Annotated in this window: 6 protein-coding genes and 2 rRNA genes (1 of these 8 cut by a window edge); 1 reads left to right on the plus strand and 7 read right to left on the minus strand. The window is 64.2% G+C overall.

Annotated elements, in window-relative coordinates; translation table 11 throughout:
• Positions 1 to 42: 42 nt before the first annotated feature.
• From rodA to N788_RS08465, 5 genes are read right to left on the minus strand one after another with little or no spacing between them, the layout of a single operon-like run.
• Complete coding sequence (rodA, locus tag N788_RS08445; protein WP_034223736.1) at positions 43 to 1152, minus strand: rod shape-determining protein RodA; 1110 nt, start codon at positions 1150 to 1152, stop codon at positions 43 to 45.
• Positions 1149 to 3011: a penicillin-binding protein 2 gene (mrdA, locus tag N788_RS08450; protein WP_051924505.1), complete on the minus strand. Its 1863-nt coding sequence runs from the start codon at positions 3009 to 3011 to the stop codon at positions 1149 to 1151. Before mrdA ends, rodA begins: the two co-directional genes overlap by 4 nt.
• 4 nt (positions 3012 to 3015) lie before the next feature.
• Positions 3016 to 3504: a rod shape-determining protein MreD gene (gene mreD, locus N788_RS08455; protein WP_034223739.1), complete on the minus strand. Its 489-nt coding sequence runs from the start codon at positions 3502 to 3504 to the stop codon at positions 3016 to 3018.
• Positions 3501 to 4460: a rod shape-determining protein MreC gene (mreC, locus tag N788_RS08460; protein ID WP_051924506.1), complete on the minus strand. Its 960-nt coding sequence runs from the start codon at positions 4458 to 4460 to the stop codon at positions 3501 to 3503. Before mreC ends, mreD begins: the two co-directional genes overlap by 4 nt.
• A 37-nt stretch (positions 4461 to 4497) precedes the next feature.
• On the minus strand, positions 4498 to 5535 hold the full coding sequence (locus N788_RS08465) for a rod shape-determining protein (protein WP_034223742.1): 1038 nt from the start codon (positions 5533 to 5535) through the stop codon (positions 4498 to 4500).
• Positions 5536 to 5704: 169 nt separating this feature from the next.
• Between N788_RS08465 and N788_RS08470 the strand changes: the two genes are divergently transcribed.
• Complete coding sequence (locus tag N788_RS08470; RefSeq protein WP_034223745.1) at positions 5705 to 6643, plus strand: carbohydrate kinase family protein; 939 nt, start codon at positions 5705 to 5707, stop codon at positions 6641 to 6643.
• Positions 6644 to 6825: 182 nt separating this feature from the next.
• On the opposite strand, the gene rrf is transcribed toward N788_RS08470, so the two are convergent.
• Together rrf and N788_RS08480 are read right to left on the minus strand one after the other, a co-directional pair.
• Positions 6826 to 6940 (minus strand): 5S ribosomal RNA (rrf, locus tag N788_RS08475).
• A 133-nt stretch (positions 6941 to 7073) separates the two neighbouring features.
• Positions 7074 to 9717, minus strand: a 23S ribosomal RNA gene (locus N788_RS08480); it runs 238 nt beyond the window's last position.

A 9717-nucleotide genomic window follows, 5' to 3' on the forward strand; every position in this document is an offset into this window, starting at 1 on the left:
TGGACTGCCGGCAATTTAACACGGCGCCGGCGCCAGGCTGGTTCAGGAAGCCATGAATTTTCGGTGTGCGTGCACCGACATCACCATGCCGAAACCGACCAGCAGCGACACCGCCGAGGTGCCGCCGAAGCTCACCAGGGGCATGGGCACGCCAACCACCGGCAGCAGGCCGGCGACCATGCCGCCGTTGACCACCACGTACACCGAGAAGGTCATCGCCAGGGTGCCGGCGAGCAGGCGGGCGAAACCGTCCCGGGCCTGGGTGGCGATCCACAGGCAGCGCCCGACGACGAACAGGTAGAGCGCCAGCACCGTGACCACGCCGACCCAGCCGAACTCTTCGCTGAGCACGGAAAACACGAAGTCGGTGGTGTGCTCGGGAAGGAAGTCCAGGTGCGACTGGCTGCCCTGCCCCCACCCTTTGCCGGTAAGCCCGCCCGAGCCGATGGCGATCTTGGACTGGATGATGTTCCAGCCGGCGCCCAGGGGGTCGTTTTCCGGATTGACGAAGGTCAGGATGCGCTCGCGCTGGTGCGGCAACAGGAAGGGCCAGGCCGCCGGCAGCGCCGCCAGCCCCAGGCCGGCGAACAGGCCGATGCGCCACCAGGCGATGCCGGCCAGGAAAACGGCGAACACGCCCGAGGCCGCCACCAGCATGCCGGTACCCAGGTCGGGCTGGAACACGATCATCGCCACCGGCAGGCCGATGATCGCCGCGCACACCGCCAGCACGCGCCAGCCCGGCGGCAGGGTCACCGAGTGCAGGTACCAGGCCAGCATCATCGGCACCGTCAGCTTGAGCAGCTCTCCGGGCTGCAGGTAGAACACGCCCAGGTTGAGCCAGAGGTTGGCGCTGCGCCCGGTGCCGAAGACGAACACCGCCGCCAGCAGCACGAGGCTGCCGGCGTAGGCGAGCGGCGTCCACAGCCGCAGCTTGGCCGGCGTCACCCGCGACAGCAGCAACAGGGCCACCAGGCCGACGCCGAACCGGGCGCCCTGCGACACCACCAGCCGGGTGTTTTCACCCGACGCGCTGGCCAGCACCACCAGGCTGACCACCATCAGGGCCAGCAGCGCCAGCAACAGCGGCAGGTCCACCTTCTCGAACAGGCGGTCGAAAAGCTCGCCGCCCCAGCGCAGCAGGGCGATCACGGCGCGACCTCGTCGACCACCGGCAGCAGCCAGGCGTCCATGATGCGCTTGGCCACCGGGGCCGCGGCACCGCTGCCGGAACCGCCGTGTTCGACCAGCACCACGACGGCGATGCCCGGGTCTTGCGCCGGCGCGAAGCCGATGAACCAGGCCTGGTGGCGCAGGTGGTAGGGCAGGTCGTTGGGATTCATGCGCTCGGTGCCGCGGCGGCTGACGCGCTGCGCGGTGCCGGTCTTGCCGGCCATCTGGTAGGGCGAGTCGACGGCGACGCGGCGGGCGGAACCGGTGGGGCCGTGCATCACCGCCACCAGGCCTTCGTTCACCGCGGCCAGGTGTTCGGCATTGTCGATGACCTGCCGCCCGGGCAGCTGCGGCTCGGGTTTGAGTGGCTCGTTGAAACCGGCCTGGCTGGCCTGCAGCAGGTGTGGCCGGTACAGCATGCCGCCGTTGGCCAGCATTGCGGTCGCCTGCACCATCTGCAGCGGCGTGGTCACCCAGAAGCCCTGCCCGATCGCGGCATTGACGGTGTCGCCGGGAAACCAGTTCTGGTTGAACTGCATGCGCTTCCAGCGCCGCGAAGGGCGCACGCCGGAGGCTTCGCCGGCGAGATCGATGCCGGTGGGCCGGCCGAAGCCCAGGCGCTCGAAGAACGGATCGATGCGATCCACGCCCAGCTCGACCGCGAGCTCGAAATAATACGTGTTCACCGATTGCGCCAGCGACTCGCGCAGGTTGACGCGGCCATGGCCGCCGGGGCGCCAGTCCCGGTAACCGCGTTCCTGGCCGGGCAGGAAGAACTCGCCGGTGGACAGGGTCTGGTATTGCGGCGTGCGGATGCCGGCTTCAAGCGCTGCCAATGCCATGAACGGCTTGATGGTCGAGCCCGGCGGCGCGCCGCCGAGCACGTTGCGGTTGAACAGCGGCCGCGCCGGCGCCTGCAGCGCCTGCCAGTCGGGATGGCTGATGCCGTTGATGAACAGGTTCGGGTCGTAGCTGGGCAGGCTGACCATGCCCAGGATTTCGCCGGTGGCCGGATCCACCGCGATGGCGGCGCCGTGCTGGCCTTCGAACGCGTCCACCATCGCCTGCTGCAGGCGTGCATCCACGGTCAGGCGCAGGTCGGTGCCGGGCGTGGCCGGCTGCCGGCGGACCACGCCCAGGGCGCGGCCCTCGACGTTGGTCTCGACCTCCTCGTAGCCGATCTCGCCGCGAAGCCGGTCTTCGTAATAACGTTCGATGCCGGCCTTGCCGATGTGGGTGAGCGCGGTGTTGCGGCTGTCGCCCATCGCGGCCAGGTCGTCGGCGTCGACGCGGCCGACGTAGCCGATGACATGGGCGAACAGGTCGCCGTAGGGATAGCGCCGGGTCAGGTAGGGCACCACTTCGACCCCGGGGAAGCGGTGCCGGTTCACCGCCAGGCGGGCCAGTTCGCCCTCGCTGAGCCTCAGCTTGAGCGGCACCGGGCGGAAGCTGCGGGTGACGCGGCGGGTTTCACGGAAGCGTTCGATGTCTTCCGGATCCAGGTCCACCAGTTCGGCCAGGCCCTCGAGGGTGGCGTCGAGGTCCTGGACCTGTTCGGCGACGATCTCGAGCCGGTAGGCCGGCACGTTGTCGGCCAGCAGGCGGCCGTTGCGGTCGTAGATCAGGCCGCGGGCCGGCACGATTGGCCGGGGTTTGATGCGGTTGGCTTCGGACCGCAGCTGGTATTCCTCGTGCTGCAGCACCTGCAGGCGGAAATAACCGCCGGCCAGGCCCAGCATGGCCAGCGCGATGGCGATGAAACCGACGATGGCGCGACGGTCGAACTGCGCCGCCTCGGCGTGCAGGTTCTTGAGCTTGCGGCGCGGGATCGAGCGCATCGGATCAGCTGGCGCGATCGCGCGTGCGCAGGCGCAGCCCGTCGAGCAACAGGAACAGCCAGGGCCAGAGCGCGAAACCCAGCACCGGCGAGAGCCAGCTTGCCCAGGGCAGCAGCCCGTCGCCGGCGATGGCGTGGATGGCCTGGTCGACCAGGCGGTCGTTGACCAGCAGCGCGAACACCGCCAGCGCCTGCTGCCACAGCGGGAAGAAGCGCAGCCTCGCCCGGAAGCGCTGCACCAGGAAAGCCATCACCACCAGCCGCAGGGCCTGTTCGCCCAACAAGGTGCCGGCCACCAGGTCGGCGGCCAGGCCAGCCAGGAAGGCGGTGCCCAGCCCGACCCGGTCCGGGGTCTCGAGCAGCCAGTAGCAGAGCAGCATCGCCAGCACGTAGGGCCGCGCCAGGTCCATGCCCTGGGGAAGGGGCACGACCATGAGCAACAGCGCCAGGAACAGGCCGCCGTAGAGCAACCAGCCGGACGGGCCGCGGTTCATTCGGTTTCCCCGGCAGCTGCGGCCCCGGCATCCGTCGCGGCGGCATCGCCGGCGGCTTGCTCGTTTTCCTGCTCGGGAACGGGCGGCGGCGGCAGCGGTGGACCGGCGTTGACACCGTCGGCGATATTGCTGACCAGCAGGACCTCCACGCCGCGATCCAGCCGTGCCGACGGGCGGGCTTCGGCGACCACGAACAGCTGGGTCTCGTCGGGCTTCACGCTTTCGACCACGCCCACGGGAAAGCCCGCCGGGAAACGGCCACCGATGCCCGACGTGACCAGGCGGTCACCAACGCGGATGTCGCCGCTTTGCGGGATGCTCGGCAGGCGCAGCATGTCGGTGCGGCCGGTGCCGTAGGCGATGGCTCGCAGGCCGGTGCGGGCCACCTGCACCGGCACCGCGTGCTCGGGATCGGTCAGCAGCAGCGCGGTGGAATGCCGCGGCGTGACTTCGATGACCTGGCCAAGCACGCCGCCGGCATCGATCATGGCCTGGCCGACACGCACATCGTCGTTGCTGCCGGCGTCGAGCACGATGCGCTGGCGCGAGGGGTCGAGGTCGACGTCGATGATGCCGGCGAGCTGGGCGTTGAGCCGGAAGCCGCGGGTGCCGCCGAGCAACTCGCGCAGGCGCTGGTTTTCCTCGGCCACCGCCAGCAGGCGGTGCAGGCGGCTGGCGTTGACCTGCAGCTCGCGGCGCAGGCGGTCGTTGTCGTCCTGGAGGCTGGCGCGGCTGGTGAACATCTCGCCGGCGCCATCGATGAGCCGGCCCGGCGCGGCCGCCAGCCACCACACGGGTTCGGCCAGCGCGGACAGGTGCACGCGGGCCTGGGCGGCGAATCCGCCGCGCAGGTCGGCCACCATCAGCACGGTGGCGATGGCGAGGTAGGCCAGCAGCGGTAGCGTGCTGCCGGCGCCGTCGGTCAGGCGAGGCGCCGGGTTTCCAGGATAGGCCACGGCGTCATCCGGATGGGGATTGCGCCTGCAAGCAGGCTCACTCGGCGGAGAAGAACTCGTTGCCGTGCATGTCGATCAGCTCAAGGGCGCGGCCGCCACCCCGGGCGACGCAGGTGAGCGGGTCGTCGGCCACGTGCACGTGCAGGCCGGTTTCTTCGGAGATCAGCTTGTCGAGGTCGCGCAGCAGCGCACCACCACCGCTGAGCACGATGCCGCGCTCGGCGACGTCGGCGCACAGTTCCGGCGGCGTTTGTTCCAGCGCCTGCTTGACGGCGCTGACGATGCCGCTGAGCGGTTCGTGCAGGGCTTCGAGCACTTCGTTGGAATTGATGACGATCATGCGCGGCACGCCCTCGGCCAGGTTGCGCCCCGACACCTCGAACTCCTTGACCTCGGCCTGCGGGAAGGCGCAGCCGATTTCGAGCTTGATGCGTTCGGCGGTGGTCTCGCCGATCAGGGTGCCGTGGTTGCGGCGTACGTAGTTGATGATGGCTTCGTCGAAGCGGTCGCCGCCGATGCGCACCGACTGCGAGTAGACGATGCCATTGAGCGAGATGACGGCCACTTCCGAGGTGCCGCCACCGATGTCGATCACCATCGAGCCACGCGCTTCGTCGACCGGGATGCCGGCGCCGATCGCGGCGGCCATCGGTTCTTCGATCAGGTAGACCTCGCGGGCGCCCGCCTCCTCGGCCGACTCCTTGATGGCGCGGCGTTCGACCTGGGTCGAACCGCAGGGCACGCAGATCAGCACGCGGGGGCTGGGCCGCAGGAAGCGCGACTTGTGCACCTTCTTGATGAACTGCTTGAGCATTTCCTCGGTGTGGGTGAAGTCGGCGATGACGCCGTCCTTCATCGGGCGATGCGTGGTGATGTTGCCGGGCGTGCGACCAAGCATCTTCTTGGCTTCGCTGCCGACCGCGGCGACTTCGCGGCCACCGGCGCCATGGCGCACGGCGACCACCGACGGCTCGTTCAGGACGATGCCCTGGCCGCGGACGAAAATAAGGGTGTTGGCGGTTCCGAGGTCGATCGACAGATCGTTCGAGAACAGCCCGCGGAGCTTCTTGAACATGCGGGAGAGCCCGTTAAATGTGGGGTTTCGGGGGGTGGGCTAGCGTAACAACCACCCTACGGCCCGGCAAGGTAAAAAGCCGTTATTTCGTGCCATGCGTGCAGCCTCGCGCTAACATGTCGCCCTTTGCGGGCCCGATCCCGCGTCCCTTCCAGAGAGGTCCCGAACGATGGCATCCGCCCTGATCTGCGGCTCCCTGGCCTACGACACCATCATGGTGTTCCAGGACCAGTTCAAGAACCACATCCTGCCGGACAAGGTGCACATCCTGAACGTGTCCTTCCTGGTCCCGCGGATGCGCCGTGAATTCGGGGGCTGCGCCGGCAACATCGCCTACAACCTCAAGCTGCTCGGGGGCAACCCGATCCCGATGGCCACGGTCGGCCAGGACTTCGGCCCCTACCAGGAGCACTTCGAGGCCTGCGAGATCCGCCTGGACCACGTCAAGGAAATCAGCGACCTCTATACCGCCCAGGCCTTCATCACCACCGACCTGGACGACAACCAGATCACCGCTTTCCACCCGGGGGCGATGATGCGCTCCTACGAAAACCACGTGAAGGACGTACAGGACGTGGGTTTTGGCATCGTCGGCCCGGACGGCTACGAGGCCATGCTGCAGAACTCGAGGGAGTTCGCCGAGCTCGATATCCCGTTCATCTTCGACCCGGGCCAGGCCATGCCGCTGTTCAACGGCAAGGAACTGACCCAGATGATCGAGCAGTCCACCTACGTGACCGTGAACGACTACGAGTCCAACCTGCTGCAGGAAAAGACCGGCCTGTCCGAAACCGACATCGCCGAGCGGGTGAAGGCCTACATCATCACCCGGGGCCCCAAGGGTTCCGAGGTCCATACCCAGGGCGGCGAGCTGCACATCCCCGCGGCCAATGCCATGCGGGTGGTCGATCCCACTGGCTGCGGCGACGCCTACCGGGCCGGCCTGATCTTCGGCCTGATGAACGGCATGGACATGGCCACCACCGGCCGCATCGCCTCGCTGATGGGCGCCCTGAAGATCGAACACCTGGGTCCGCAGAACCAGCGTTTCGATTTCGAGGAATTCTCGGAGCAGTTCCGCCAGCAGTTTGGTTACGCGCTGCGCTGAACCCCTTCTCCGGGATCAGGAAAAGCCGCCCCCGGGCGGCTTTTTTGTTGCCCGGAACAAAACCCCCGCGTGTTGGCGGTGGTGTTTTCCTTGCGCACAAAGAAAAACCCCCGCCTGTTGGCGGGGGAGTTTGCATAAAGAGAAAGGCCGGTCCTGTTGGACCGGCCTTTCGGGGGTAAAGCCCCTGGCGATGACCTACTCTTGCATGGCTTAGGCCACACTACCATTGGCGCAGCTGCGTTTCACTTCCGAGTTCGGGATGGGATCGGGTGGTTCCACAGCGCTATGGTCGCCAGGGAGAGGGTGGAGGGTCGCGCTCCGGTGTATTGGAGTACTCGCGCACACGCTCTCGTTGGGTGGGAAGTAGCGAACTTTGTGGCGATACCGTCATCGACAACGTGTTGTCGAGGGTAAGGCGTCTTGAGGTTATATGATCAAGCCGCACGGATCATTAGTATCAGTTAGCTCAACGCATTGCTGCGCTTACACACCTGACCTATCAACGACGTGGTCTTCATCGTTCCTTTAGGGGACTTGTGTCCCGGGAGATCTCATCTTGAGGCGCGCTTCCCGCTTAGATGCTTTCAGCGGTTATCGTTTCCGACCATAGCTACCCGGCAGTGCCATTGGCATGACAACCGGAACACCAGGGGGTCGTCCACTCCGGTCCTCTCGTACTAGGAGCAGCCCCTCTCAAATCTCCAACGCCCACGACAGATAGGGACCGAACTGTCTCACGACGTTCTGAACCCAGCTCGCGTACCACTTTAAATGGCGAACAGCCATACCCTTGGGACCGACTACAGCCCCAGGATGTGATGAGCCGACATCGAGGTGCCAAACACCGCCGTCGATATGAACTCTTGGGCGGTATCAGCCTGTTATCCCCGGAGTACCTTTTATCCGTTGAGCGATGGCCCTTCCATACAGAACCACCGGATCACTAAGACCTACTTTCGTACCTGCTTGATCCGTCGATCTTGCAGTCAAGCACGCTTATGCCTTTGCACACAGTGCGCGATGTCCGACCGCGCTGAGCGTACCTTCGTGCTCCTCCGTTACTCTTTGGGAGGAGACCGCCCCAGTCAAACTACCCACCATACATGGTCCCCGACCCGGATAACGGGCCCAGGTTAGAACGTCAAGCACATCAGGGTGGTATTTCAAGGATGGCTCCATGCCAGCTAGCGCCGACACTTCAAAGCCTCCCACCTATCCTACACAGACGAACTCAACGTTCAATGTAAAGCTATAGTAAAGGTTCACGGGGTCTTTCCGTCTTGCCGCGGGAACGCTGCATCTTCACAGCGATTTCAATTTCACTGAGCCTTGGGTGGAGACAGCGCCGCTGTCGTTACGCCATTCGTGCAGGTCGGAACTTACCCGACAAGGAATTTCGCTACCTTAGGACCGTTATAGTTACGGCCGCCGTTTACCGGGGCTTCGATCAAGAGCTTCGCCTTGCGGCTAACCCCATCAATTAACCTTCCGGCACCGGGCAGGCGTCACACCCTATACGTCCACTTTCGTGTTTGCAGAGTGCTGTGTTTTTGATAAACAGTCGCAGCGGCCTGGTTACTGCGGCCTTCCGGAGCTCGACAATGCATATTGCCACCCTGGAAGGCGCACCTTCTCCCGAAGTTACGGTGCCATGTTGCCTAGTTCCTTCACCCAAGTTCTCTCAAGCGCCTGAGAATTCTCATCCTGCCCACCTGTGTCGGTTTACGGTACGGTCTGCGTGACCTGAAGCTTAGAGGCTTTTCCTGGAAGCGTGGTATCAGTGACTTCGTCCAATAGGACTCGTCTCGGTGCTCGGCATAAAGAGGCGCGGATTTGCCTACGCCTCATGCCTACCTCCTTTCCCCGGGACAACCAACGCCCGGTACACCTAACCTTCTCCGTCCCCCCATCGCAGTCACGCGAGGTGCTGGAATATTAACCAGCTTCCCATCGACTACACCTTTCGGTCTCGCCTTAGGGGCCGACTCACCCTGCGCCGATTAACGTTGCGCAAGGAAACCTTGGGCTTTCGGCGTGCGGGCTTTTCACCCGCATTATCGTTACTCATGTCAGCATTCGCACTTCCGATACCTCCAGCAGACTTCTCAATCTGCCTTCGCAGGCTTACGGAACGCTCCTCTACCGCGCACACCAAAGGTGTGCACCCTAAGCTTCGGTATACCGCTTAGCCCCGTTAAATCTTCCGCGCAGGCCGACTCGACCAGTGAGCTATTACGCTTTCTTTAAAGGATGGCTGCTTCTAAGCCAACCTCCTGGCTGTCTGTGCCTTCCCACATCGTTTTCCACTGAGCGGTAATTTGGGGACCTTAGCTGTAGGTCTGGGTTGTTTCCCTTTTCACGACGGACGTTAGCACCCGCCGTGTGTCTCCCGTGTAGTCTGTCTTGGTATTCGGAGTTTGCAATGGTTTGGTAAGTCGCAATGACCCCCTAGCCATAACAGTGCTCTACCCCCAAGAAGATTCGCACGAGGCGCTACCTAAATAGCTTTCGAGGAGAACCAGCTATCTCCGGGTTCGATTAGCTTTTCACTCCTAGCCACACCTCATCCCCTACTTTTGCAACAGGAGTGGGTTCGGGCCTCCAGTCGGTGTTACCCGACCTTCACCCTGGGCATGGCTAGATCACCCGGTTTCGGGTCTACTGCATGCGACTATGCGCCCTATTCAGACTCGGTTTCCCTTCGCCTCCCCTATACGGTTAAGCTCGCCACATACAGTAAGTCGCTGACCCATTATACAAAAGGTACGCAGTCACCGAACAAGTCGGCTCCCACTGCTTGTACGCACACGGTTTCAGGTTCTATTTCACTCCCCTCTCCGGGGTTCTTTTCGCCTTTCCCTCACGGTACTGGTTCACTATCGGTCGGTCAGGAGTATTTAGCCTTGGAGGATGGTCCCCCCATGTTCAGACAGGGTTTCACGTGCCCCGCCTTACTCATCATCATCTGCGTGGCCCTTTCACATACAGGGCTATCACCTTCTATGGCCGGCCTTTCCAGGCCGTTTTGCTAGAACCATGCAGACTTCAGGGCTGGTCCCCGTTCGCTCGTCACT

The sequence above is a fragment of the Arenimonas donghaensis DSM 18148 = HO3-R19 genome, assembly GCF_000743535.1.
Lineage (GTDB): Bacteria > Pseudomonadota > Gammaproteobacteria > Xanthomonadales > Xanthomonadaceae > Arenimonas > Arenimonas donghaensis.